The organism is Lelliottia sp., from assembly GCF_045627565.1.
Lineage (GTDB): Bacteria > Pseudomonadota > Gammaproteobacteria > Enterobacterales > Enterobacteriaceae > Enterobacter.
In genome coordinates this window covers 91998-115778 of record NZ_JAZQNX010000018.1, presented here as the reverse complement: position 1 = coordinate 115778, position 23781 = coordinate 91998, and the positions used below count along the sequence as shown (strand labels likewise).

Genomic DNA, 23781 nt, shown 5'->3' with positions numbered 1-23781 from the left:
ATTTTCCGTATTTTTAACGAACTTATCGCAGGGGAAGCAATAAGGGAGTGTGATCTGACTCACTATCTGAAAGCGGTATTATCAATGCGGCATGCTGAATACCAGAATAATTGCAGGATATTACACTGGCGCTGCTGAACAACCCGCATAATCACACTGTTTTTCAGCTCTGGCGCTATAAGTAAAAAAATCGGCCTGAGCATAAGCAAAAGTAATTGCCAGAATGCTGAATGAAATTGCAATAATAGTGGGTTTTTATTCAAATGAATAATAGCGATCCAGAGCGATTGATCCAGGTCATCGCCGACTGAAGCTAAAAATGGCAGGCTTATCCCCTTTGTTCGGGGCGGTCTATCAGATTATGCAGTTACAGAAATTAGTCAATATGTTTGGTGGGGATCTTTCACGTCGCTACGGTGAAAAGGTTCATAAGCTCACGCTACACGGGGGTTTTAGCTGCCCCAATCGCGATGGCACCATTGGGCGTGGCGGTTGTACTTTCTGTAATGTGGCCTCTTTTGCCGACGAGACGCAGCAGCATCACTCTATTGCAGAGCAGCTCGCCCATCAGGCCCGTCTCGTTAACCGCGCTAAACAATATCTGGCTTATTTCCAGGCTTACACCAGCACCTGGGCAGAAGTACAAGTGTTGCGCTCGATGTATCAGCAGGCCGTCAGTCAGGCAAATATTGTCGGGTTATGCGTTGGGACACGTCCGGACTGCGTGCCAGAAGCCGTGCTGGATCTGCTGAGCGAATATAAAGAGTTGGGTTACGAAATCTGGCTTGAGCTGGGACTGCAAACCGCACATGACAAAACCTTGCACCGTATTAATCGCGGCCACGATTTCGCCTGCTACCAACGCACTACGCGGCTTGCCCGCGAGCGCGGACTCAAAGTGTGTTCGCACCTGATTGTCGGTTTACCGGGAGAAAAGCAGCAGCATGGCCTGGAAACGCTGGAAAAGGTGATTGAGACCGGCGTTGATGGCATCAAACTTCATCCGCTTCATATCGTCAAAGGCAGTATAATGGCGAAGTCCTGGGAAGCGGGGCGATTAAACGGTATTGAGCTGGATGAATATACTGTTACGGCGGGCGAGATGATTCGTCATACGCCGCCAGACGTGATTTATCACCGTGTCTCCGCCAGCGCCCGTCGCCCGGAACTGCTTGCGCCACTTTGGTGCGAGAACCGCTGGACAGGGATGGTTGAGCTCGACCGCTACTTGAATGCGCACGGTGTACAGGGTTCTGCGATTGGTAAGCCCTGGGTTTCCCCGCTAACGTCGTCGGCCACCGAGTAGGCTACCCAGCATCCCGCGGACAATTTGATTTGTCACCTGACGCGCCGCGCTTTTCGCCATGGTCTGCACGACGCCATCGCGCTTGCCGCCGCGCGGACCGGTGCTGCCGAAGAGAATGTCTTTCAGCCCGCCGAGTATTCCGTCATCCACCGCAACCGACTCGCCTTTTGTCGCAGGCGTATTTTGCTGATCTGTCGCGGCCTGAACCCCTTTTTGCAGCATTTCGAAGGCGGATTCTCTGTCGATGTCGTCCTCGTATTTTCCGTACACCGGCGAATGATTTATCAGTCCGTTTCGCTCATCCTCCGTCACGGGCCCCATACGGGAGAATGGCGCAATAACCATTGCGCGCTCGACGATTGACGGGCTGCCTTTCGCATCCAGGAATGAAATCAGCGCTTCACCCGTCCCGAGCGCCTGAATGGCTTGCTCAGTATCAAACGCCGGATTGGCGCGCATGGTCTGCGCGGCAGCTTTTACGGCTTTCTGATCCTTCGGTGTGAAGGCGCGGAGCGCGTGCTGCACGCGGTTGCCCAACTGCCCCAGAACGTTGTCGGGGATATCAGAAGGGTTTTGCGAAACGAAATACACCCCCACGCCTTTAGAGCGAATCAGGCGGATCACCTGTTCGATTTTATCCAGCAAGACCTGCGGGGCATCGCTAAACAGCAGATGCGCTTCGTCAAAGAAAAACACCAGCTTGGGTTTATCGAGATCGCCCGCTTCCGGTAGCTGTTCATAAAGCTCTGAGAGCATCCACAGCAGGCTAGCGGCATACAGTTTAGGCATCTGGTAGAGCTTTTCGGCACTGAGGATGTTGATGATGCCTTTGCCGTTGCTATCGGTGCGCATCCAGTCTTTGATATCCAGCATCGGTTCGCCAAAGAAATGTTCGGCGCCTTGCTGTTCCAGAGTCAGTAGTCCACGCTGAATGGCGCCTACCGAGGCGCTGCTAATGTTGCCGTACTGATTCTGGAAGGATTTTGCGTTATCCCCGATATACTGCGTAATGGCGCGGAGATCTTTGAAATCGAGAAGCAGCAAGCCCTGATCGTCCGCGATACGAAAGATGATATTCAGCACCCCGGATTGCACATCGTTCAAATTGAGGAGCCGCGCCAGCAGTAAAGGGCCGACGTCGGATACGGTCGCGCGCACCGGATGGCCCTTCTCACCGAAAATATCCCACACCACCAGCGGATTACCTTGCGGTTGCCAGTCGGTTACGCCGATATTTTTGAGTCGGTCGAGCAGTTTTTCAGACGCGGTGCCCGGCTGCGCAATCCCGGTCAAATCCCCTTTCACGTCGGCCATAAATACCGGGACGCCAATTTCAGAAAAAGACTCCGCCAGCTTTTGTAGGGTGACGGTTTTTCCTGTCCCCGTCGCACCAGTAATCAGCCCGTGACGGTTCGCCATACCGGGCAGCAGGAACAGCTCTTTCTCCAGCGTTCGGGCAATCAGCAGTGGTGTACTCATGGTGCGCGTCCTCTTTTTGTCCTGCGTCGAGTATAGGCAACCTGACGGCAATGTGACTCAGTAAATTCCTGACTTTGCGGCGCATTATCCAGTGCGGACTATGCTTTTGCATACGGTTCACAAAATTTTGGGAAGCTATGTCCAGATTCTTTTTTAATGACCGCAAACAGCTGGTCAACGACGCCATTGAAGGCATACTGATTTCCGCGCCGCACGGGAATCTCGTCAAACTCGACATCGATCCGGCCATCCGGGTGGTTGCGCGTAGCGACTGGGATAAAAGCCGCGTAGCGGTGATTTCCGGTGGTGGCTCGGGGCATGAACCCGCTCATGCCGGATTTGTCGGCAGAGGGATGTTGACCGCAGCCGTCTGTGGCGATCTGTTTGCCTCACCGAGTGTAGATGCGGTGTTAAACGCAATTGTGGCGGTAACGGGCGATCGCGGTTGCCTGTTAATCGTCAAAAATTATACCGGCGATCGGCTTAACTTTGGCCTCGCGGCGGAAAAGGCCAAACGCTATGGGCTGAAGGTTGAGATGGTGATTGTTGCTGATGACATCGCCCTGCCGGATAACAAACAGCCGCGTGGCATTGCGGGGACGGCGCTGGTGCACAAAATTGCCGGATATGCAGCCGAACAGGGGAAATCGCTGGCTGACGTGCGGGATATTGCGCAGCAGGCCTGTGACAATATCTGGAGCCTGGGCGTGGCGATGCAAACGTGCAACCTGCCGGGCAGCGACGATGAAGAAGGGCGTATCAAGGATGGGCATGTCGAACTCGGGTTGGGCATTCACGGCGAGCCGGGCGCGTCGGTGGTTGATACGCACAACAGCAAAGAGATTATCGACACCCTGGTGAAGCCGTTAAAAGAGACGGCCGGCGAAGGCAAATTTGCGGTGCTGATTAACAATCTCGGCGGTGTATCGGCGTTGGAGATGGCGCTACTCACGAAAGAACTGGCGGACTCTGCGCTGAAAGAAAATATTGCGTATCTGATTGGCCCTGCGCCGCTGGTAAGCTCGCTGGATATGAAAGGCTTTTCGCTGTCACTGTTACAGCTTAATGATACTTTTGAGAAAGCCATTAATGCCCCCGTCGAAACTATCGGCTGGCAAAAGCCGGTAGCATTCGCGCCATTACGCACGCTTTCGCACACTGCGATTCAGGATCGTGTTGAATTTACGCCTTCCGGGAACGAAGAGGTCGCAGCGCGAGTGGCAGCGGCGACGCAAACGTTGCTCGCTCTGGAGAACCGTTTAAATGCGCTGGACGCCAAAGTGGGTGACGGCGATACCGGGTCGACTTTTGCGCAAGGCGCGCGGGAAATTGCACAGCTTCTGGAGCAAAAACAGCTTCCGCTGAACGATCTTTCTAAGCTGTTGTTGCTGATCGGCGAACGGCTGGCGACGGTCATGGGCGGGTCGAGTGGCGTCCTGATGTCGATCTTCTTTACAGCGGCCGGACAGAAACGACATGACGGAAAATCATTGCCGGAGGCAATGCTGAGCGGGCTTGCGCAAATGAAGCATTACGGCGGAGCGGATCTTGGCGATCGTACCTTGATCGACGCGCTACAGCCTGCACTGGCGGCGCTGCAAAACGGCGATATTCAGGCGGCTGCCCAGGCAGCGAAAAAAGGCGCAGACGCTACGGCTGGCATGCAAAAAGCGGGAGCAGGGCGTTCGTCGTATGTGAATAAAGAGAACCTGGAGGGTGTAATGGATCCTGGGGCAGTGGCCGTTGCAGAGGTGTTTGCGGCAGTGGCCAAAGCAAAACGGTAGCACCTGTACGTGCACCCTCTCCCGTGGGAGAGGGTTGGGTGCGGACATTCGCTCGCACCGTATTTCTGAGCGGGTTAAATCAGAAATCCGCTTTCAGCACGACACGATAACGGGCTTTGCCGTCACGAACGTGCTGAATAGCTTCATTGATTTTAGACATCGGATACAGTTCGGTCGTTGGCGCAACCTTCGTGCGGCCAGCGAATTTCATCAGCTTGCGCAATTCGTAAGGCGTACCGGTCGCAGAACCGGACACGCTACGGTCGCCGCCAATCAGGGTGAACGCAGGCACAGGCAGTGGCTTCAGAACTGCCCCGACGGTGTGGAAATTACCGCCATAGGCCAGCGCTTCAAAGTACGGCTGCCAGTCGAGATCGACGTTAACGGTGTTGATGATCAGATCAAACTGACCGGCCAACGCTTTTAACAATTCCGGATCCCGGCTGTTAACCACTTTGTCAGCACCCATCGCCAGCACTTCTTGCTCTTTTGCCGGGTTAGAGCTGAACGCGGTGACTTCGCAGCCCATGGCGTGCAGCAGCTTGATGGCGATGTGCCCCAGACCACCAATACCGATAACGCCGACGCGGCTGGTGGCAGTGACGTGATGCATCAGAAGAGGTTTGAAGACGGTGATACCGCCGCACAGCAGCGGGCCCGCGGATTCGATATCAATGCTGTCCGGCAGTGGAATAACCCATTGCCAGTCGGCGCGCAGTTTGTCGGCGAAACCGCCTTTGTTCAGGATTGTCGGGACAGCACCTTCCAGACAGTTGATCTGATTGCCGCTGATACAGGCATCACAATGTCCGCAGCTACGTGCAGTCCAGCCGATACCGACACGCTGACCGATTTTAAGCCCTTTGTCCTGGGCAGCCGTCCCCAGTGCGACCACGCGACCAATGACTTCGTGTCCGGCGACGAGCGGATAGCTTGAGAAACCCCATTCGTTGTCGATCATCGACAGGTCTGAGTGGCAGATGCCGCAATAATCGACCTGTACTTCGACGTCTTCTGCTTTCAGCTCGCCCGCATCATATTCGTACAGCTCAAGTTCTGCACCTGCCTGCGGTGCGGCGTAGCTTTTTATCTTCGACATCGTCTTTCCCCCGTTTTGGTGTGAACTGAGAGTGTAGAGCATTCAGTTTACAGCCGCTTAACAGAAGAGGGCGGGAAAGGAATTTACAGATTTTTCAGCATTCTGACTTCGCAGTCGACGTGTCCGGTACAGCCGAGAGGTTCTGAGATGTGCTCAAAGCCGAGGTGTTCGTACAACCCAATCGCGTCTTTGAGGAACGCGGTGGTTTCGAGATAACAGCGCTTAAAACCCTGCGCGCGAGCGTGATCGAGTGCCACCAACGCCAGCTTTTTCGCCAGCCCTTGGCCGCGCACGGACGGCAGAAAGTACATTTTTTGCAGTTCGCAGATGTCGGCTTCGCTGCAGCTCAGCGGTGCCACACCGCCTCCGCCGACGACATGACCGTTTTGCTCGATGACCCAGTAGGCATGGCCTGGCTGACTGTAGAGTTGATACAACTCATCCAGATTCGGGTCAGCGACGGTGTAGCCTTTATCGGCCGTTAGACCATATTCAGCCGATACCGCACGAATGACGGTGGCGATGCCGGAATTATCCAGCTCTGTTATCCGACGCATCGTTGTCGCGGCGGTCGGGGTAATTACGCTCATAGCATGGCTCATGACAAAAATTGACACACAGTTGCAGTTAATAGCATCGCAGAAAAGGGAGTGCAAGCGAGGATATTTCAGGGAGGAGTCCCCTTACCTGCGAACAGGTAAGGGGTTAAGGCCTTACAGCGCAGCGATAACCGCTTGCTGTTCGATCAGTTTCGCTTTTGCATCAGCGAAAGCTACCAGGCGTTCGCGCTCTTTCGCGATAACCGCTTCTGGTGCACGTGCCACGAAACCTTCGTTAGACAGTTTGCTTTCGATTTTGCCAATTTCGATCTCGACTTTGGTCACTTCTTTCGCCAGACGCGCCAGCTCAGTGTCCTTGTCGATAAGACCTGCCATTGGGATCAGCAGCTCGGCGCCATCGATGATTTTGGTCACGGAAACCGGACCTTTTTCATTGGCTGGCAGCACGGTAATGCTTTCCAGACGCGCCATGTTCTGCAGGAAGCTGCTGTTCTCATTAACACGACGAACCGCCGCATCACTGCAACCGCGCAGCAGGAGTTCCAGCGGTTTGCCCGGGGAGATGTTCATTTCCGCACGAATATTACGCACGGCAACGATCGCTTGTTTCAGCCATTCGGTATCGGAAGCTGCAGCTTCATCCACCTGCGCGGCATCAAACTCCGGGAACGGCTGGAGCATGATGGTATCGGCAGTAATGCCTTTGATAACCTTCACGCGCTGCCAGATGGTTTCGGTAATGAATGGAATGATCGGATGCGCCAGGCGCAGTAAACCTTCCAGAACGGTGATTAGCGTGTTGCGCGTTCCGCGCAGTTCCGCTTCATTGCCGCCGTTCATCACCGGCTTGGTCAGCTCCAGATACCAGTCACAGAACTGGTTCCAGGTGAATTCGTACAGGATACCTGCCGCGATATCAAAGCGATAAGTGTCCAGCGCTTCACGGTATGCTTTGATGGTCTGGTTGAATTCCGCGAGGATCCAGCGATCCGCCAGCGACAGTGTCATTTCACCGCCGTTGAAGCCGCAATCCTGATCTTCGGTGTTCATCAGCACAAAGCGGCTGGCGTTCCACAGTTTGTTACAGAAGTTGCGGTAGCCTTCCAGACGTTTCATGTCCCAGTTGATGTCGCGACCAGTAGAAGCCAGCGCCGCCAGGGTGAAGCGCAGGGCGTCGGTGCCGTGCGGCTCGATGCCGTCCGGGAATTGCTTCTCGGTACGCTTAGCGATTTTTTCCGCCAGCTGCGGCTGCATCATGTTGCCGGTACGTTTCTCGAGCAGATCTTGCAGAGAGATACCGTCAACCATATCCAGCGGGTCGATAACGTTGCCCTTGGATTTGGACATTTTCTGACCTTCATCGTCACGAATCAAACCGGTCATGTAGACGGTTTTAAACGGAACCTGAGGTTTGCCGTTTTCATCTTTGATGAAGTGCATGGTCATCATGATCATGCGGGCGATCCAGAAGAAGATAATGTCGAAGCCGGACACCATTACGCTGGTTGGGTGGAACTGACGCAGCGCGTCGGTGTTCTCTGGCCAGCCGAGCGTAGAGAAGGTCCACAATGCGGAAGAGAACCAGGTATCGAGAACGTCGTCATCCTGACGCAGCGCAACGTCTGCACTGAGGTTATTTTCCTGACGCACTTCTTCTTCGGTGCGGCCGACAAACACGTTGCCGTCGTTGTCGTACCACGCAGGGATACGGTGACCCCACCATAGCTGACGAGAAATACACCAGTCCTGAATATCGCGCATCCAGGAGAAGTACATGTTTTCGTACTGCTTCGGCACGAACTGAATGTCGCCGTTTTCAACCGCTTCAACCGCAGGTTTTGCCAGCACGTCAGCGCGTACGTACCACTGGTCGGTCAGCATCGGTTCGATAACCACGCCGCCACGGTCGCCGTAAGGAACGGTCAGATCGTGTGGCTTAACGTCTTCCAGCAGGCCAAGCGCGTCGATGGCGGCAACCACCGCTTTACGCGCGGCAAAACGTTCCAGCTTCTGGAATTCCGCCGGAATATCGCTTGGGTAAACGTCAGATTCTTCGCCTTTGGTGTCGTACACTTCTGCGCTTTCGCGGACGTCACCGTCAAAGGTAAAAATGTTGATCATCGGCAGGGCGTGACGACGGCCAACTTCATAGTCGTTGAAGTCGTGCGCCGGGGTGATTTTCACACAGCCGGTGCCTTTTTCCATATCAGCGTGTTCGTCGCCCAGAATCGGGATGCGACGATTCACCAGCGGCAGCATGACGAACTTGCCAATCAGATCTTTGTAGCGCGGATCTTCCGGGTTAACAGCCACGCCGGTATCGCCCAGCAGGGTTTCCGGACGGGTCGTCGCCACGACCAGGTAATCTTTACCGTCTGCGGTTTTTGCGCCATCGGCCAGCGGATAGCGGATGTGCCACATCGAGCCTTTCGACTCGCGGTTTTCCACTTCCAGATCGGAAATTGCCGTGCGCAGTTTTGGATCCCAGTTTACCAGGCGCTTGCCACGGTAAATCAGATCTTCTTTGTACAGACGGACGAACACTTCTTTCACGGCATTGGAAAGGCCTTCGTCCATGGTGAAGCGCTCGCGCTCCCAGTCCACGGAGTTGCCGAGACGACGCATCTGACGGGTAATGGTGCCGCCAGATTCTGCTTTCCACTGCCAAATTTTGTCGATAAAGGCGTCGCGACCGTAGTCGTGGCGGGTTTTACCTTCTTCAGCGGCAATTTTACGCTCCACCACCATCTGGGTCGCAATACCCGCGTGGTCAGTACCTGCCTGCCACAGGGTATTTTTCCCCTGCATGCGCTGGTAGCGGATCATGGTGTCCATGATGGTTTGCTGGAAAGCATGACCCATATGCAAACTGCCGGTGACGTTCGGCGGCGGGATCATGATGCAGAAGGACTCTTTGCTTTCATCGCCGTTAGGCTTGAAATAGCCCTGCTCTTCCCAGTGCTCGTAAAGCGGCTGTTCGATATCTCGTGGGTTGTATGTCTTTTCCATTATTTCCAGGTTGCCGTATTCAGGTTAAAACCAGCCAGGCGGTACGCTTTGTAGCGTTCGCGCGCCAGTTGTTTCAGAGAATCTTCGTGAGGGACAAAGTCTACCACTTCTGTGAAAGCGGTGGCAAAATCTGCAAAGCCCGTACGCAAGCTAATCAAGATATCGCGTGCGCTGCTGTTGCGTTTTTGCGGCCAGGCTATTTCCACCGGCGCGCCGCCGCGTGGTCCTTCACCCGATAAATTGTGCGGGACAAAACTCTCGGGCGGTCTTGCCCACAGCGCTTCGTCGAGGCGAATAGCCTGCTGTTCATCTTCGCAGGCAATCAGTACACGTTTTCCATTTCGCCAACGTTCTGCGGCAATTTCACACACCAGTTGTTCAACGGCGCTGAGACCATCCTGATGGGTATCATTGTCCAGAAGGTAGAACGTTGCATTCTTCATATATGGGGCTTCTTGTGGTGAATTTAAACGTAGTGCCCGACGGCAATGCGCCGGTCGGGCATACGATTAGTTTACTCTTCGCCATTAAACCCGGCGCGGTTGAGCAGGAACTGTGACAGCAGAGCGACAGGACGACCGGTCGCGCCTTTGGCTTTACCGGAGCGCCATGCGGTGCCCGCGATATCGAGGTGCGCCCAGTTGTACTTACGGGTGAAGCGCGCCAGGAAGCAGCCCGCAGTGATAGCACCACCCGGACGACCGCCGATGTTGGCCATATCCGCAAAGTTGGATTCCAGCTGTTCCTGATACTCATCGCCCAACGGCAGACGCCACGCGCGATCGCCAGCCTGTTCGGAGGCTCCGATCAGCTCATGCGCCAGCGGGTTGTGGTTCGACATCAGGCCAGTGATGTGATGGCCCAGGGCAATCACGCAGGCGCCGGTCAGCGTAGCGACGTCGATAACCGCTTCAGGCTCGAAGCGCTCAACGTAGGTCAGCACATCGCACAGCACCAGACGGCCTTCGGCGTCGGTGTTCAGCACTTCGACTGTCTGGCCAGACATGGTGGTCAGGACATCGCCAGGGCGATAGGCACGGCCGCCAGGCATGTTTTCGCAGCCTGCCAGCACGCCGATAACGTTAATCGGTAGCTGTAGCTCGGCCACCATACGCATCACACCGTACACCGCCGCAGCGCCGCACATGTCGTACTTCATCTCGTCCATGCCTTCAGCAGGTTTGATGGAGATACCGCCGGAGTCAAAGGTCAGCCCTTTACCGACGAGCACGATTGGGCGCGCATCTTCCGATGGGTTGCCTTTGTACTCAATTACTGACATCAGCGATTCGTTTTGGGAACCGTTGCCGACCGCAAGGTACGAGTGCATTCCCAGCTCTTTCATCTGCTGTTCGCCGATGACGCGGGTCACGATATTTTTGCTGTACGAATCCGCCAACTGACGTGCCTGAGAAGCCAGGTAGCCCGCGTTACAGATATTCGGCGGCATATTGCCGAGATCTTTTGCTGCTTTGATACCGGCAGCAATCGCCAGACCGTGCTGAATCGCGCGTTCGCCGCTGGTCAGTTCGCGACGAGTAGGCACATTAAAGACCATCTTACGCAGCGGACGTCGCGGTTCGCTTTTGGTGGTTTTCAGCTGGTCAAAGCTGTAGAGACTTTCTTTCGCTGTCTCAACCGCCTGGCGCACTTTCCAGTAGGTGTTACGGCCTTTAACGTGCAGTTCGGTCAGGAAGCAGACGGCTTCCATCGAGCCAGTATCATTCAGCGTATTGATGGTTTTCTGAATAACTTGTTTATACTGACGTTCATCCAACTCACGCTCTTTGCCACAGCCGATCAGCAGAATGCGTTCGGACAGCACATTTGGAACATGATGCAGCAACAGCGTCTGCCCAGGTTTGCCTTCCAGTTCGCCACGGCGAAGCAGGGCGCTGATATAGCCGTCACTGATTTTATCGAGTTGTTCGGCGATCGGGGAGAGACGGCGTGGTTCAAAGACGCCCACAACGATACAGGCACTCCGCTGTTTCTCCGGGCTACCGCTTTTTACACTGAACTCCATGCACTACGCTCCTGAATCTTAAAGACAACGACGGCGGCTACGGATAGAATTGCAACCTTTCGTAACTCATGTCCGCTGTTGTGGTGACTTCGTGTTAATCTTACGTTACTACGGTTTCGGCAGTTCAAAAAAATTTCCTGAAGCGCGAATCCGCCGGGTTTTTTAATTTTAGCGGTGATTTCGACGACTCAAGAGAATAAATGACCTTTAAGCCATGAAACAAGCAATATTCCAGCAAAGAGACGGGTTTTTACGGGCGTATTTAAAGTGATAATCATAAGATATCTGGTACGGGAGACGCTCAAGAGCCAACTGGCCATCCTTTTCATCCTGCTTCTGATCTTTTTCTGTCAGAAGCTGGTCAGGATCCTCGGTGCGGCTGTTGACGGTGAAATCCCAACAAATCTGGTGCTTTCTCTGCTCGGATTAGGCGTGCCTGAAATGGCGCAGCTTATTCTGCCGCTAAGCCTTTTCCTCGGCCTGCTCATGACGCTGGGCAAACTCTACACCGAAAGTGAAATCACGGTCATGCATGCCTGCGGCCTCAGCAAAGCCGTATTGGTGAAAGCCGCGATGGTACTGGCGCTGTTCACGGGTATCGTGGCGGCGGTGAACGTCATGTGGGCAGGGCCCTGGTCTTCAAAACATCAGGACGAAGTGCTCGCAGAGGCAAAAGCTAACCCAGGCATGGCTGCCTTGGCGCAAGGTCAGTTCCAGCAAGCTTCTGACGGCAGTTCCGTGCTCTTTATTGAGAGCGTCGACGGTAGCCGATTCAACGACGTGTTCCTCGCGCAAATTCGTACGAAAGGCAACGCACGCCCGTCGGTGGTGGTGGCTGATTCCGGTCAACTCACACAACGTAAAGACGGCTCTCAGGTTGTGACGTTGAATAAGGGGACGCGTTTTGAAGGCACAGCGTTGCTGCGCGATTTCCGTATTACGGACTTCCAGAACTATCAGGCGGTTGTTGGCCATCAAAACGTGGCTCTCGACCCGACAGATACTGAGCAGATGGACATGCGCACGCTGATCAATACCGATACCAATCGCGCCCGCGCAGAATTGCACTGGCGTCTGACGCTGGTATTCACCGTGTTTATGATGGCGCTGATGGTCGTGCCGCTGAGCGTAGTTAACCCTCGTCAGGGCCGTGTACTGTCAATGCTACCGGCCATGCTGCTTTATCTGGTGTACTTCCTGCTGCAAACGTCCATCAAGTCTAACGGTGGAAAGGGTAAGATCGATCCCATGATTTGGACATGGGCCGTCAACGGTCTTTACCTGCTACTGGCGGTTGTATTGAACATGTGGGATACCGTGCCGATGCGTCGCATCCGTGCCCGTTTAATGCGTAAAGGAGCGGTGTAATGCAGGCGTTTGGCGTTCTTGACCGCTATATCGGTAAAACTATTTTCACCACCATCATGATGACGTTGTTCATGCTGGTGTCGCTCTCGGGCATCATCAAGTTTGTTGACCAGCTGAAAAAGGCCGGGCAGGGCAGTTACGACGCACTGGGTGCGGGGATGTATACCCTCCTTAGCATCCCGAAAGATGTGCAGATTTTTTTCCCGATGGCCGCGCTGCTTGGCGCATTGTTAGGTCTGGGAATGCTGGCGCAGCGCAGTGAGCTGGTGGTGATGCAGGCGTCGGGTTTCACCCGTATGCAAGTGGCGCTGTCAGTCATGAAAACGGCTATTCCTCTGGTGTTACTGACCATGGCTATTGGCGAGTGGGTGGCACCGCAGGGCGAGCAGATGGCACGTAATTACCGTGCGCAAGCCATGTACGGCGGCTCGTTGATGTCCACTCAGCAGGGCTTGTGGGCAAAAGACGGCAATAATTTTGTCTATATCGAACGCGTGAAGGGCGACGATGAACTGGGCGGCGTGAGTATTTACGCTTTCAACGATAATCGTCGTTTGCAGTCCGTCCGGTATGCGGCGACGGCAAAATTTGATTCTGCAAACAGGGTATGGCGTTTGTCGCAGGTGGATGAATCTAATCTGCAAGATCCTAAGCAAATTACCGGTTCTCAGACGGTATCAGGCACCTGGAAGACCAATCTGACCCCAGACAAACTGGGTGTAGTGGCATTGGATCCAGACGCGTTATCGATCAGTGGCTTACACAACTACGTGAAGTATCTGAAGTCGAGCGGCCAGGATGCGGGGCGTTACCAGCTCAACATGTGGAGCAAAATTTTCCAGCCGATGTCGGTGGCGGTGATGATGCTGATGGCGCTGTCGTTTATCTTCGGGCCGCTGCGTAGCGTGGCAATGGGCGTGCGCGTGGTGACGGGGATCAGCTTCGGTTTCGTCTTTTACGTGCTGGATCAGATCTTCGGTCCGTTGACGCTGGTCTACGGCATTCCGCCGCTGATTGGCGCACTGCTTCCAAGCGCTTCGTTCTTCCTGATCAGCCTCTGGTTACTCCTAAGACGCTCTTAGTTTCCTGACTTACTCACTCCCGCATCGCCGGGAGTGAGCCTCCTCACCCGTTTCACTCCGCACTTTTTCACACAACCTTCAACGTCTTGCCTCAAATTTGAGTATGATTGAGCGATGATGTTGTGAAGGGATCCCCTATGAAGCAAATTCGTATGCTGGCGCAGTATTACGTCGATCTGATGATGAAGCTCGGCCTGGTGCGTTTTTCCCTGCTGTTGGCCCTGGCGCTGGTGGTTCTGGCGATTGTGGTCCAGATGGCCGTGACCATGGTGCTGCACGGGCAGGTTGAGAGCATTGACGTTATCCGCTCAATCTTCTTTGGTTTGTTAATCACGCCGTGGGCCGTCTATTTTCTCTCGGTGGTGGTGGAGCAACTGGAGGAGTCGCGCCAGCGTCTTTCCAGGCTGGTGCAAAAGCTGGAGGAGATGCGCGATCGCGATCTCAAACTCAACGTGCAGTTAAAGGACAACATTGCGCAGTTGAACCAGGAAATTTCAGATCGTGAGAAGGCGGAAGCGGAACGTCAGGCCACGCTTGAGCAACTGAAAATCGAGATGAAAGAACGCGAAGTGACGCAAATTCAGCTCGAACAGCAATCCTCATTCCTGCGATCTTTCCTTGATGCCTCACCCGATCTTGTTTTCTATCGTAATGAAGATAAAGAATTTTCTGGCTGCAACCGGGCCATGGAGTTGTTGACGGGAAAAAGCGAAAAACAGCTGATTCACCTTAAGCCGCAGGACGTTTACTCTGCAGAGGCTGCGGTAAAAGTGATTGAAACCGACGAGAAAGTGTTCCGTCACAATGTCTCTTTAACCTACGAACAGTGGCTGGATTATCCGGACGGTCGCAAAGCCTGTTTTGAAATCCGCAAAGTACCGTATTACGACCGCGTCGGTAAGCGGCACGGGCTGATGGGCTTTGGCCGCGATATTACCGAGCGTAAGCGCTATCAGGATGCGCTTGAGCGTGCCAGCCGTGACAAGACCACCTTTATCTCCACCATCAGCCATGAATTGCGCACGCCGCTGAATGGCATCGTGGGGCTCAGTCGTATTTTGCTGGATACCGAATTAACCAGCGAACAGGAGAAATACCTCAAAACTATTCATGTTTCCGCGGTGACGCTGGGTAATATTTTCAATGATATTATCGATATGGATAAGATGGAGCGCCGCAAAGTCCAGCTGGATAACCAGCCGGTAGACTTCACCGGTTTCCTGGCCGATCTAGAAAATCTCTCTGGCTTACAGGCTCAGCAAAAAGGGCTGCGTTTTGTGCTTGAGCCAACATTGCCGTTGCCGCATAAAGTGGTGACTGACGGGACGCGCTTGCGCCAGATCCTGTGGAATCTTATCAGCAATGCCGTGAAATTTACCCAGCAGGGTGAAGTGGTGGTTCGCATCCGTTTTGACCAGGGCGATATGCTGCACTTCGAGGTGCAAGATTCCGGTATCGGTATTCCGCAGGATGAGCATGACAAGATTTTCGCCATGTATTATCAGGTGAAAGACAGCAACGGCGGGAAACCCGCGACGGGAACCGGGATTGGCCTGGCCGTATCGCGCCGCCTGGCAAAAAGCATGGGTGGGGATATCACGGTTTCAAGCCAGCAGGGTAAAGGCTCAACGTTTACGCTGACTGTCCATGCCCCGGCGGTAGCGGAAGAGGTAGAAGACACCTTCGAAAACGACGAATTGCCATTACCTGCGCTGCATGTGCTGCTGGTTGAAGATATTGAATTGAACGTCATTGTCGCCCGTTCGGTGCTGGAAAAACTGGGTAATAGCGTCGATGTGGCGATGACCGGCACCGCCGCGCTGGAGATGTTTACCCCCGGTGAATATGATCTCGTGCTGCTGGATATTCAGCTTCCGGACATGACAGGGCTGGATATCTCGCGCGAGCTGACGCAACGTTATGCCCGCGACGAACTTCCGCCACTGGTCGCGTTGACGGCGAACGTGCTGAAGGACAAAAAAGAGTACCTCGATGCTGGCATGGACGATGTGCTCAGCAAGCCGCTGGCGGTGCCGGCCCTGACTGCCATGATCAAGAAATTCTGGGATACCTGTGATGAAGAGGAGAGCACTATGACGTCAGTTGATAGCGAAAAAGCGCAAACGATTCTGGATATCGCCATGCTTGAACAGTATATCGAGTTGGTGGGTCCGAAGCTGATCACCGATGGTCTGGCCGTATTCGAAAAAATGATGCCAGGCTATTTAAGCGTGCTGGAATCGAACCTGACGGCTCGCGATCAGAAAGGTATCGTCGAAGAAGGTCACAAGATTAAAGGTGCCGCCGGGTCGATTGGTTTGCGTCATTTGCAGCAGTTGGGTCAGCAGATCCAGTCTCCCGATTTACCTGCGTGGTCAGATAATGTGGGTGAATGGGTTGAAGAGATGAAGCAGGAATGGCAAAACGATGTTGCCGTGCTGAAAGCGTGGGTGGAAAGGACAAAAAAATGACCCCGGATAAACCGGGGTGCGCGAAATACTGCGCCAACACCAGGGAAATCGTGGCCGCGCCTGATTCTTTGTGTTGTTTTCGCATGGACGCTGCCTTAAGAATGAGGCCGCACGCAGTTAAGATAGCAAATCTTAAATGATTTGTTACATGAATCAGTGAAATGTGTGAAGCATAGCGTTTTAATCAGAATTTTTAATATGCTTCAGACGGTTGGAGAGAAGGTACAGCAAGATGAAAAAAGTGGGTGTAGTGCTGAGTGGGTGCGGCGTTTACGACGGTGCAGAGATCCACGAATCCGTTTTGACGCTGCTCGCGCTGGCTAAACAGGGCGCAGAAGCCGTTTGCTTTGCGCCGGATAAAAATCAGGTGGATGTGATTAACCATCTGTCTGGTGAACCAATGTCTGAAACGCGTAACGTGCTCATCGAAGCCGCCCGTATTGCCCGAGGCAATATCTTGCCGCTCGCGCAGGCGAATGCTGACGAACTAGATGCTCTGATCGTTCCCGGTGGGTTTGGCGCGGCAAAAAATTTGAGCACCTTCGCCAGCCAGGGGAGTGAGTGCCACGTCGATAGCGCGTTGCAAGCGTTGGCTCAACGCATGCATGCGTTGGGAAAACCGCTGGGCTTTATCTGCATCGCGCCCGCCATGCTGCCAAAGATATTTGATTTCCCGTTACGTTTGACCATTGGCACCGATATCGACACGGCGGAAGTGATCGAAGAGATGGGCGGTGAACATGTTCCTTGTCCGGTCAACGATATTGTTGTCGATGAAGACAATAAGATCGTGACCACGCCCGCTTACATGGTGGCGCAAAACATCGCAGAGGCCGCAACCGGTATTGATAAGCTGGTTGACCGTGTGTTGGTGCTGACCCAGTGAGTCAAAAACGTTCTCCTGTTGCATGGGCGAAGCGAATCTTCATTCGCGTGATGCTGGCGCTGGCCGTTTTCTGGGGCGGCGGCATCGCGTTGTTTAGCATTATGCCCGTGCCTTTTTCGGCGGTGATGGTGGAGCGTCAAGTCAGCGCATGGCTAACCGGTCATTTTGGTTATGTGGCGCATTCCGACTGGGTGAGCATGGACGAGATTTCGCCATGGATGGGGCTGGCGGTGATTGCGGCGGAAGATCAGAAATTCCCGGAACACTGGGGATTTGACGTTTCGGCAATCGAGAAGGCGCTGGCCCATAATGAGCGCAATGAGAAGCGCGTACGCGGCGCATCGACTCTTTCACAGCAGACGGCAAAAAATCTGTTTTTGTGGGATGGCCGAAGCTGGGTACGAAAAGGGCTGGAAGCCGGGTTGACGGTCGGGATGGAAACGGTCTGGAGTAAAAAACGCATCCTGACGGTGTACCTGAATATCGCCGAGTTTGGCGACGGGGTGTTTGGTGTCGAAGCCGCAGCACAGCGCTATTTCAATAAGCCCGCCAGTCGTCTGAGTCAGTCAGAGGCGGCGCTGCTGGCCGCAGTATTGCCAAACCCCATTATCTACAAAGCGAATGCGCCATCGGGATACGTCCGTAACCGCCAGGCGTGGATTATGCGCCAGATGCGTCAGCTTGGTGGGGAAGGGTTTATGACCAGAAATAAACTGTACTGAGTGAATCTCAAGCCCCTTGGATGCATGCAAGGGGCGAAGGGCAAAGGGCTTAATCAGTCCTCGTCAAAGCCTGAGTTAAACAGTGCAACGACCGCTTCCAGCGCCTCAACTTCTTGCGGTCCGGTGGCTTCGACTTCAATCTGGCGACCTTTGGCGGAATCGAGCATGAGTAACGCGATAACGCTGTTGGCTTCGGCTTCGGTGCCTTCGTCGTTACGCAACAACACTTCAGCGTCAAAACCCTGCATCAATTCAAACAATTTCATCGCTGGACGAGCGTGCATGCCCAGCTTGTTGGTGATCTCAACGGTATGTTTTACGGTCATGTTTTGCGTTTTTCCAGCGTGCGATGACGAGACTGAACGTTTTTCCCGCGTGAGCGGAAATAGTCGGCCAGCTGTTCAGCAATATACACCGAACGATGTTTACCGCCAGTACAACCAATGGCTACGGTCAGGTAGCTACGGTTGTTGGTTTCCAGCATAGGTAACCATAGCTCAAGGTAGCTTCGCGTCTGGTATATAAAATTGTGAACTTCTGTGTGTCTGTCGAGGAATGCCGCGACAGGCTTATCCAGACCGGTCATTGGACGCAGTTTAGGGTCCCAGTGCGGGTTGGGCAGGAAGCGCACGTCAAACACATAATCCGCATCAATAGGGATCCCGTGTTTGAAGCCAAACGATTCGAACACCATGGTGAGCTCACGCTCACGTTTGCCCAGCAAGCGGGTGCGCAGCATTTCGGCCAGTTCATGAACCGACATCTCGGAGGTGTCGACAATCAGATCGGCACGGGAACGCAGCGGCTCCAGCAAATCGCTCTCTTCGTCGATAGCGCTCTCAAGGGAGAGATTTTTGCTGGAAAGCGGATGCAAACGTCGGGTATCACTGTAGCGACGAATCAGCGTGTTGCGATCGGCATCCAGGAACAGCAATTGCGGAGTGAAGGTTTCTGGCAAGCTGCTCATCGCCTGCTCAAAGACTTCCGGCGATTCCGGCATATTACGGACGTCGATGCTGACGGCAGCAGAAATTTGTCTGTCAGCCAGCGTACGCGCCAGTTCTGGTAGCAGCACGACCGGAAGGTTATCGACGCAATAAAAACCCATATCTTCGAGCGCTCGAAGGGCCACGGATTTCCCCGAGCCCGAACGACCGCTGACGATCATCAGCACCATGTTCCGTTTCTCCTCGCGCCTGCAGATGTGGAGGCCATCTTGTGGTTACGCATCATCCTGATTGCCTTCCGCTTCGGTGATAATTTGATACAGTTCCTCATCACTTTGAGCTGCGCGCAGACGGCGGCAAATTGTTTTATCTGCCAGACGCTTGGCCACCAGCGAGAGCGTATGCAAATGGGTTTTGGTCTGGTCAGCAGGCACCAGCAGTGCGAAAAGCAGATCGACGGGCTGGTTATCGATCGCATCAAAAGCGATCGGCGTTTCCAGTTGGACAAAGACGCCCACGGCGCGCAGTGTGTCCTCCTCCAGCTTGCCATGCGGAATGGCAATACCATTGCCGATACCGGTACTGCCCATTTTTTCACGGGTCAGAATGGCCTCAAACACCACCTGAGGTGGCAGGCTTAACTGTTTTGCGGCCAGTTCACTGATGATTTCCAGAGCGCGTTTTTTGCTCTGGCAGTGAACGCCACTGCGGGTACATTCCTGGTTAAGGACATGACTTAATTGAAGACCGGAATCGTTGTTCATCATAATTTCACCTAAGCGCTAACTGTACAAATGGCCTGTTGTGTTTCACAACAGGCCGTCCTGCACCCGTTAACTGCTCGGACAATTAGTGTTGTTTCAGTTTATCTTTATGTTTATTAAGCTGTCGCGCAAGCTTGTCAATCAAGCCGTCGATAGCCGCGTACATGTCTTGCCCTTCCGCACTGGCATGGATTTCGCCCCCGTTTATGTGCAGGGTTGCGTCCGAGATATGAGTCACTTTCTCCACTTTCAACACAATGTAGACCTGATTGATCCTCTCGAAATACTGCTCCAGCTTGGCGAATTTTGTATTCAAAAAGTCGCGTAAAGCCTCAGTGATTTCGACATTGTGTCCTGTGATGTTGAGCTGCATAGTGTCTTCCTTATCGGTTGTGTCAAACCAGTTGTTTACGCTGGTTAGACGGCGGAATGGATAAAGACTCTCGATACTTCGCAACAGTACGACGTGCCACCATGATACCCTGATCGGACAGCATGGTGGTTAACTTACTGTCACTCAGTGGCTTCGCGGGGTTTTCCGCGGCGATCAACTTCTTCACCAGAGCACGAATTGCCGTCGACGAGGCTTCGCCGCCGCCTTCGGTATTCACATGACTGGAGAAGAAATACTTAAGCTCAAAAATACCACGTGGGCTGTGCAGATACTTCTGCGTGGTCACACGCGAAATGGTCGATTCGTGCATCTCAACGGCTTGAGCAATATCTGCCAAAACCATCGGTTTCATAAATTCTTCGCCCTGCTCAAAAAAGCCTTGCTGCTGTTCCACAATGCAGCGACTCACGCGTAGCAGCGTATCATTTCGGCTTTCGAGGCTTTTGATCAGCCATCGCGCTTCCTGAAGATTGCTACGAATATATTGATTGTCGGAGTCGTTCCGCGCACTGGTGCACATGGAAGCGTATTGCTGGTTGATTTGCAGGCGGGGAATGCTGTCGGAATTGAGTTCTACGGTCCAGAGACCGTTGTGCTTTCGGACCAGAACGTCAGGAATCACATATTCGGGTTCGCCGGTTTGGATCGATTGCCCCGGCCGGGGATCGAGCGACTGGATCAGATTTACCGCTTCTTTCAGTACATCTTCTTTGAGTCGCGTCACGCGCATCAGGCTGCGGAAATCATGATTCGCCAGCAAATCCAAATGTTCGCTGATAATTAGTCGCGCTTCGTCGAGTCTTGGCGTCTCTTTTGCAAACTGAGAAAGCTGGATCAGCAAACAGTCGCGCAGATCTTTTGCTGCGACGCCGATAGGGTCAAAGCGTTGAATGCGCTTGAGGACGGCTTCGATCTCGTCGAGTTCGATTTCGCTATCACCCATGCTTTCCAGAATTTCGTCCAGGGTCACCGTTAAATACCCGGTATCATCCACGGCATCGACAATGGAAGTGGCAATCGCGCGATCGGTTTCGGTGAAAGGGGTCAACTCCACCTGCCACATCAGGTAATCCTGTAGCGACTGCGTGGTTTCACCCTGATAAACCGGTAACTCATCATCCTGATAATCAGCGCGCGTTCCGGATGGGGTACCAGCGGTGTAAATTTCATCCCAGCTGGCATCTAGCGGTAACTCGTCAGGCATCTCTTTCTGCTCAAGGGCATCTGCCGTATCGAGCGTTTCGGTGTCCTGCTTTTCCTGGGTATCTACCTCTTCATGAAGATCGGTTTGCTCCAGCAGCGGATTACTGTCCAGCGCTTGCTGCAGTTCCTGCTGAAGTTCTAACGTTGACAGTTGCAACAGACGGATCGCCTGTTGTAACTGTGGCGTCATCGCCAACTGTTGGCTGAGCCTTAATTGCAAACCTTGCTTCATGTTCAGGGCGTTTTTCTCCGGTCCTGCGTAACTTAACCTCTACCCTATCAGAGTCTGAAGTCTTCCCCAAGGTACACGCGCTTAACATGTTCATCTTCGAGGATTTCGAGTGGCGTGCCGTGAGCAATCAAATGGCCCTGGCTGACGATATACGCACGCTCACAAACGGCCAGCGTTTCGCGCACGTTGTGGTCGGTAATCAGCACACCGAGACCGCTGTCGCGCAGATGTTCGATAATGCGTTTAATGTCGATAACGGAGATGGGGTCAACACCTGCAAATGGTTCATCCAGAAGGATAAATTTCGGATTGGCTGCCAGGGCGCGAGCAATTTCTACTCGGCGGCGTTCCCCCCCCGAAAGTGCCTGGCCGAGGCTGTCGCGCAGGTGTTCAATATGGAACTCTTCCATCAATTCGTTGGCGCGATCCTGACGCTGCTCAGCGGTCAAATCGTCACGGATTTGCAGGACGGCCATCAGATTGTCGAACACGCTAAGACGGCGGAAAATAGACGCTTCCTGCGGCAGATAGCCAATCCCGCGACGCGCGCGAGCGTGCAGCGGCAGCAGGCTAATGTCTTCATCATCAATGATGATGTTGCCCGCATCGCGCGGAACAATGCCAACCACCATGTAAAAGGTGGTGGTTTTACCAGCACCGTTAGGACCCAACAGGCCAACAATTTCGCCGGAGTTAACGGTCAGACTGACATCTTCCACGACGCGGCGGCCTTTGTAGGCTTTGGCGAGGTTTTTTGCAGTTAATGTTGCCATAACGAATTAGTTACTCTTTTTCTGTGCGGGAGCCTGGGTTTTCCCTTTGTCCTGCAGCTGAGACGGAACCAGTACGGTTGTCACGCGCTTACCTTTCTCGCTGGAAGCCTGCATTTTCTGCTCTTTCACCAGATAAGTGATCTTATCGCCAGTGATGTTGCTGTCCAACTGCTCCAGATACGCATTGCCGGTCAGGATGACAAGGTCCTTCGCCAGCTCATAGTGCATGTGCGAGGCGTGGCCTTTAACCGGCTTACCGTTATCCTGCATCTGATAGAACGTTGCCGGATTGCCGTAGCCATCAATAATTTCTTTGCCTTGTTCACCGCCAGGACGGGTGACAACCACTTTATCGGCATTGATTTTGATGGTGCCCTGCGTCATCACGACGTTGCCCGTGAAGGTCACAACGTTCCCCTGCATATCAAGTGACTGGGTGTCAGACTCGATATGAATAGGTTGCTCAGTATCTCCTGTCACCGCAAGGGCAGGGAGACTGGCGGCCAGCAGCGCGCTGGCGATAACAAAATTAAGGCTGAGTTTGTTTATTTTGAATTTCATATGAGGTTCTAACCTTTTCAATCAGCTCGGCGTTTTTGCTGCGTAAGTTCCCGCGCATTCTCAAACCGCTGGAATTAAATGTAGTGCCGTATAACGTCACCAGATCTTGCGACGTCACATCCTGGGTCACCAGGTTGATCTGCGCATTATCTGTCGTAATTTTGCGTAGTTGAGAGTCAGCGGTCAGGGCGTTCACTTCTACGTGACCGTACAGATAAAGCATACGGTCATTTGTCAATTTTGCTCTGTCAGATTTGATCGACCAGGTCGGCACCTTATTGGTGTCAAACGTGGTCATGACCGGCTGAGTAAACCACGAGATACCTTCATCGGAAAAATACTCAACGTGCTGGGCAATCAAGCGATAGTTCAGCGCACCTTCCGGGCTGTAAACCACCGTGTCGCTGTGATCGCTCTTATAGGTCGGATCGTTAGTGGCGACCACTTCTGCTGGCGCATCGTCATTGTCAGCGAGATTCACGCCAATCAATACCAACACGGCCAGTGAAAGCAGAATGATAACCCAACGTCTGGTTTTACTCATATCGATTGCCCTTTGGCCTCATCAAGCTTGCCCTGTGCCAGCAATAACAAATCGCACACCTCGCGAACGGCACCGCGCCCCCCGTTGATCCGGGTGACATAGTCCGCGCGCGGGATCAGCAGAGGATGTGCATCGGCGACGGCGATACTTAACCCCACTTCAGCCATCACCGGCCAGTCAATCAGGTCGTCCCCGACATAGGCCACATTCTCAGGTGCGATGGTCAGTTTCGCCAGTAAATCTCTGAAAGCGACCATTTTGTCAGACTGTCCCTGATACAGATGGGTGATGCCCAATGTCTCACAGCGATCTTCTACCAGTTTAGCCTTACGCCCGGTGATAATGGCAACTTCTATCCCGGATGTGAGCGCACAACGAATGCCGTAACCGTCGCGCACGTTAAATGCTTTCAGCTCTTCGCCGTTATTGCCCATAAAAATCAAGCCATCGGAAAGAACGCCATCTACATCCAGAATTAGCAGACGAATCTTTTCCGCCTGCGCCATCATTTGCGTGCTTACCGGACCATAACAGGTTGCAAGGGATGCACCCGCATTACTCATTGTCTTAT

The 23781-nt window shown here is 53.5% G+C and carries 22 protein-coding genes; 7 read left to right on the top strand and 15 right to left on the bottom strand.

The genetic code is table 11. The features are described from left to right. Positions 1-361: 361 nt before the first annotated feature. Positions 362-1306: a TIGR01212 family radical SAM protein gene (locus ACKI5T_RS10310; RefSeq protein WP_407437295.1), complete on the top strand. Its 945-nt coding sequence runs from the start codon at positions 362-364 to the stop codon at positions 1304-1306. Here ACKI5T_RS10310 and ACKI5T_RS10305 read toward each other — a convergent pair. Then, the gene (locus ACKI5T_RS10305) at positions 1283-2785 is read right to left on the bottom strand and encodes a helicase HerA-like C-terminal domain-containing protein (RefSeq protein ID WP_407437263.1); all 1503 of its coding nucleotides are present in this window, start codon (positions 2783-2785) and stop codon (positions 1283-1285) included. The genes ACKI5T_RS10310 and ACKI5T_RS10305 overlap by 24 nt on opposite strands. A 137-nt stretch (positions 2786-2922) precedes the next feature. On the opposite strand from ACKI5T_RS10305, the gene ACKI5T_RS10300 reads away from it, so the two are divergent. Beyond that, the gene (locus ACKI5T_RS10300) at positions 2923-4569 is read left to right on the top strand and encodes a dihydroxyacetone kinase subunit DhaK (protein ID WP_407437262.1); all 1647 of its coding nucleotides are present in this window, start codon (positions 2923-2925) and stop codon (positions 4567-4569) included. A 79-nt stretch (positions 4570-4648) separates the two neighbouring features. Here the strand turns inward: ACKI5T_RS10300 and ACKI5T_RS10295 are convergent, their stop codons facing one another. The 5 genes from ACKI5T_RS10295 to pepA all read right to left on the bottom strand — a co-directional run bounded on the left by ACKI5T_RS10295 (position 4649) and on the right by pepA (position 11263). Further along, entirely contained in the window at positions 4649-5668 is a 1020-nt protein-coding gene (locus ACKI5T_RS10295) for an NAD(P)-dependent alcohol dehydrogenase (RefSeq protein WP_015960633.1), read from the bottom strand. 83 nt (positions 5669-5751) lie between these two features. Then, a complete protein-coding gene (locus tag ACKI5T_RS10290; protein WP_407437261.1) occupies positions 5752-6258 on the bottom strand; it encodes a GNAT family N-acetyltransferase in 507 nt (168 codons plus the stop codon). A 123-nt stretch (positions 6259-6381) separates the two neighbouring features. Next, entirely contained in the window at positions 6382-9237 is a 2856-nt protein-coding gene (locus ACKI5T_RS10285) for a valine--tRNA ligase (protein ID WP_407437260.1), read from the bottom strand. Continuing rightward, positions 9237-9680, bottom strand: coding sequence for a DNA polymerase III subunit chi (holC, locus tag ACKI5T_RS10280; RefSeq protein ID WP_015960630.1), 444 nt, complete (start codon positions 9678-9680; stop codon positions 9237-9239). The genes ACKI5T_RS10285 and holC overlap by 1 nt, the downstream gene beginning before the upstream one ends. 71 nt (positions 9681-9751) lie before the next feature. Further along, a complete protein-coding gene (gene pepA, locus ACKI5T_RS10275; protein WP_015960629.1) occupies positions 9752-11263 on the bottom strand; it encodes a leucyl aminopeptidase in 1512 nt (503 codons plus the stop codon). Positions 11264-11530: 267 nt separating this feature from the next. Here pepA and lptF point away from each other — a divergent pair, with 267 nt between their 5' ends. From lptF to mtgA, 5 genes are all read left to right on the top strand, one after another. Beyond that, positions 11531-12631, top strand: coding sequence for an LPS export ABC transporter permease LptF (lptF, locus tag ACKI5T_RS10270; protein WP_133631569.1), 1101 nt, complete (start codon positions 11531-11533; stop codon positions 12629-12631). Then, positions 12631-13713 carry an LPS export ABC transporter permease LptG gene (gene lptG / locus ACKI5T_RS10265; RefSeq protein ID WP_015960627.1) on the top strand — a complete coding sequence of 361 codons (1083 nt, stop codon included), beginning with the start codon at positions 12631-12633 and terminating at the stop codon, positions 13711-13713. Before lptF ends, lptG begins: the two co-directional genes overlap by 1 nt. A gap of 137 nt (positions 13714-13850) precedes the next feature. Further along, positions 13851-16184, top strand: a complete 2334-nt coding sequence (gene arcB / locus ACKI5T_RS10260) for an aerobic respiration two-component sensor histidine kinase ArcB (RefSeq protein WP_407437259.1) — start codon at positions 13851-13853, stop codon at positions 16182-16184. A gap of 232 nt (positions 16185-16416) precedes the next feature. Then, complete coding sequence (elbB, locus tag ACKI5T_RS10255) at positions 16417-17070, top strand: isoprenoid biosynthesis glyoxalase ElbB (protein WP_407437258.1); 654 nt, start codon at positions 16417-16419, stop codon at positions 17068-17070. Next, entirely contained in the window at positions 17067-17792 is a 726-nt protein-coding gene (mtgA, locus tag ACKI5T_RS10250; protein ID WP_407437257.1) for a monofunctional biosynthetic peptidoglycan transglycosylase, read from the top strand. Before elbB ends, mtgA begins: the two co-directional genes overlap by 4 nt. Positions 17793-17845: 53 nt before the next feature. On the opposite strand, the gene npr is transcribed toward mtgA, so the two are convergent. From npr to kdsC, 9 genes are all read right to left on the bottom strand, one after another. After that, on the bottom strand, positions 17846-18118 hold the full coding sequence (gene npr, locus ACKI5T_RS10245) for a PTS phosphocarrier protein NPr (protein ID WP_015960623.1): 273 nt from the start codon (positions 18116-18118) through the stop codon (positions 17846-17848). Continuing rightward, positions 18115-18969: an RNase adapter RapZ gene (gene rapZ, locus ACKI5T_RS10240; protein WP_015960622.1), complete on the bottom strand. Its 855-nt coding sequence runs from the start codon at positions 18967-18969 to the stop codon at positions 18115-18117. Before rapZ ends, npr begins: the two co-directional genes overlap by 4 nt. A gap of 45 nt (positions 18970-19014) precedes the next feature. Next, positions 19015-19506: a PTS IIA-like nitrogen regulatory protein PtsN gene (gene ptsN, locus ACKI5T_RS10235; protein ID WP_015960621.1), complete on the bottom strand. Its 492-nt coding sequence runs from the start codon at positions 19504-19506 to the stop codon at positions 19015-19017. An 82-nt stretch (positions 19507-19588) separates the two neighbouring features. Beyond that, positions 19589-19876: a ribosome hibernation promoting factor gene (gene hpf / locus ACKI5T_RS10230; RefSeq protein WP_015960620.1), complete on the bottom strand. Its 288-nt coding sequence runs from the start codon at positions 19874-19876 to the stop codon at positions 19589-19591. A 22-nt stretch (positions 19877-19898) separates the two neighbouring features. Next, positions 19899-21332 (bottom strand): RNA polymerase factor sigma-54, encoded by a 1434-nt coding sequence (gene rpoN / locus ACKI5T_RS10225; RefSeq protein ID WP_407437256.1) that lies wholly within the window; start codon positions 21330-21332, stop codon positions 19899-19901. Positions 21333-21379: 47 nt separating this feature from the next. Next, complete coding sequence (gene lptB / locus ACKI5T_RS10220; RefSeq protein WP_015960618.1) at positions 21380-22105, bottom strand: LPS export ABC transporter ATP-binding protein; 726 nt, start codon at positions 22103-22105, stop codon at positions 21380-21382. A 6-nt stretch (positions 22106-22111) separates the two neighbouring features. Then, complete coding sequence (gene lptA, locus ACKI5T_RS10215) at positions 22112-22666, bottom strand: lipopolysaccharide ABC transporter substrate-binding protein LptA (protein WP_041689538.1); 555 nt, start codon at positions 22664-22666, stop codon at positions 22112-22114. Beyond that, on the bottom strand, positions 22635-23210 hold the full coding sequence (gene lptC / locus ACKI5T_RS10210; RefSeq protein ID WP_015960616.1) for an LPS export ABC transporter periplasmic protein LptC: 576 nt from the start codon (positions 23208-23210) through the stop codon (positions 22635-22637). Before lptC ends, lptA begins: the two co-directional genes overlap by 32 nt. Continuing rightward, the gene (gene kdsC, locus ACKI5T_RS10205) at positions 23207-23773 is read right to left on the bottom strand and encodes a 3-deoxy-manno-octulosonate-8-phosphatase KdsC (RefSeq protein ID WP_407437255.1); all 567 of its coding nucleotides are present in this window, start codon (positions 23771-23773) and stop codon (positions 23207-23209) included. The genes lptC and kdsC overlap by 4 nt, the downstream gene beginning before the upstream one ends. Positions 23774-23781 lie beyond the last annotated feature (8 nt).

Excerpts from the sequence above, each read along its gene's own strand:
- ACKI5T_RS10310 (WP_407437295.1), top strand. The coding sequence starts at position 362 with ATGCAGTTACAGAAATTAGTCAATATGTTTGGTGGGGATCTTTCACGT.
- ACKI5T_RS10305 (WP_407437263.1), bottom strand. The coding sequence starts at position 2,785 with ATGAGTACACCACTGCTGATTGCCCGAACGCTGGAGAAAGAGCTGTTC.
- ACKI5T_RS10300 (WP_407437262.1), top strand. The coding sequence starts at position 2,923 with ATGTCCAGATTCTTTTTTAATGACCGCAAACAGCTGGTCAACGACGCC.
- ACKI5T_RS10295 (WP_015960633.1), bottom strand. The coding sequence starts at position 5,668 with ATGTCGAAGATAAAAAGCTACGCCGCACCGCAGGCAGGTGCAGAACTT.
- ACKI5T_RS10290 (WP_407437261.1), bottom strand. The coding sequence starts at position 6,258 with ATGAGCGTAATTACCCCGACCGCCGCGACAACGATGCGTCGGATAACA.
- ACKI5T_RS10285 (WP_407437260.1), bottom strand. The coding sequence starts at position 9,237 with ATGGAAAAGACATACAACCCACGAGATATCGAACAGCCGCTTTACGAG.
- holC (WP_015960630.1), bottom strand. The coding sequence starts at position 9,680 with ATGAAGAATGCAACGTTCTACCTTCTGGACAATGATACCCATCAGGAT.
- pepA (WP_015960629.1), bottom strand. The coding sequence starts at position 11,263 with ATGGAGTTCAGTGTAAAAAGCGGTAGCCCGGAGAAACAGCGGAGTGCC.
- lptG (WP_015960627.1), top strand. The coding sequence starts at position 12,631 with ATGCAGGCGTTTGGCGTTCTTGACCGCTATATCGGTAAAACTATTTTC.
- arcB (WP_407437259.1), top strand. The coding sequence starts at position 13,851 with ATGAAGCAAATTCGTATGCTGGCGCAGTATTACGTCGATCTGATGATG.
- elbB (WP_407437258.1), top strand. The coding sequence starts at position 16,417 with ATGAAAAAAGTGGGTGTAGTGCTGAGTGGGTGCGGCGTTTACGACGGT.
- npr (WP_015960623.1), bottom strand. The coding sequence starts at position 18,118 with ATGACCGTAAAACATACCGTTGAGATCACCAACAAGCTGGGCATGCAC.
- rapZ (WP_015960622.1), bottom strand. The coding sequence starts at position 18,969 with ATGGTGCTGATGATCGTCAGCGGTCGTTCGGGCTCGGGGAAATCCGTG.
- ptsN (WP_015960621.1), bottom strand. The coding sequence starts at position 19,506 with ATGATGAACAACGATTCCGGTCTTCAATTAAGTCATGTCCTTAACCAG.
- hpf (WP_015960620.1), bottom strand. The coding sequence starts at position 19,876 with ATGCAGCTCAACATCACAGGACACAATGTCGAAATCACTGAGGCTTTA.
- rpoN (WP_407437256.1), bottom strand. The coding sequence starts at position 21,332 with ATGAAGCAAGGTTTGCAATTAAGGCTCAGCCAACAGTTGGCGATGACG.
- lptB (WP_015960618.1), bottom strand. The coding sequence starts at position 22,105 with ATGGCAACATTAACTGCAAAAAACCTCGCCAAAGCCTACAAAGGCCGC.
- lptA (WP_041689538.1), bottom strand. The coding sequence starts at position 22,666 with ATGAAATTCAAAATAAACAAACTCAGCCTTAATTTTGTTATCGCCAGC.
- lptC (WP_015960616.1), bottom strand. The coding sequence starts at position 23,210 with ATGAGTAAAACCAGACGTTGGGTTATCATTCTGCTTTCACTGGCCGTG.
- kdsC (WP_407437255.1), bottom strand. The coding sequence starts at position 23,773 with ATGAGTAATGCGGGTGCATCCCTTGCAACCTGTTATGGTCCGGTAAGC.